The sequence below is a fragment of the Candidatus Poribacteria bacterium genome, assembly GCA_021295715.1.
Lineage (GTDB): Bacteria > Poribacteria > WGA-4E > WGA-4E > WGA-3G > WGA-3G.
In genome coordinates this window covers 100,897-101,399 of the sequence record JAGWBV010000030.1, presented here as the reverse complement: position 1 = coordinate 101,399, position 503 = coordinate 100,897, and the positions used below count along the sequence as shown (strand labels likewise).

Annotated in this window: 1 protein-coding gene; it reads right to left on the bottom strand. The window is 51.7% G+C overall.

The window, feature by feature from the left end; translation table 11 throughout:
• Nucleotides 1–503: zinc ABC transporter substrate-binding protein (locus J4G07_09730; protein MCE2414273.1), on the bottom strand; the 503-nt coding region annotated here is incomplete at both ends.

Sequence of the window (503 nt, the reverse complement as noted above, 5' to 3'; positions counted from 1 at the left end):
CCCGTACGCCTTTCCGAAGTAGTTAAAACAGTCGTGCGCCGTCACAAGAACGCGTTGCTGAGATGGCACGCGTTCCACTCGCGACTTTACGTATTCATCGAGTTCCATGAGTTTCGTGAGGTAGCGTTCGGCATTGCTTCGGTACAGGACAGTATTATCGGCATCGAATTCACTCAGGGCATCGCGAACCTTTCCCACCGCTTGCATCCAAAGCTTCACATCAAACCATAAGTGCGGATCGTAGAGTCCCTCGTATTCTCGGGGTTTTAGCAGTAGACTCCGATCTACAGCGTCTGTTACGGCGACCGTCAGCGTGTCCACCGACATCTTCGCAAGGATGTCCACCATTTTTGCTTCAAGGTGCAGCCCGTTATAAAAGATGATGTGCGCTGAACCGAGCCTTTGAACATCTTTAGGCGTTGGGTTGTAAAAGTGTGGGTCTACGCCAGGTTCCACTATCCCGGTCACCTCAACGCGCGGGCCGCCGACATTTTTAACAATAT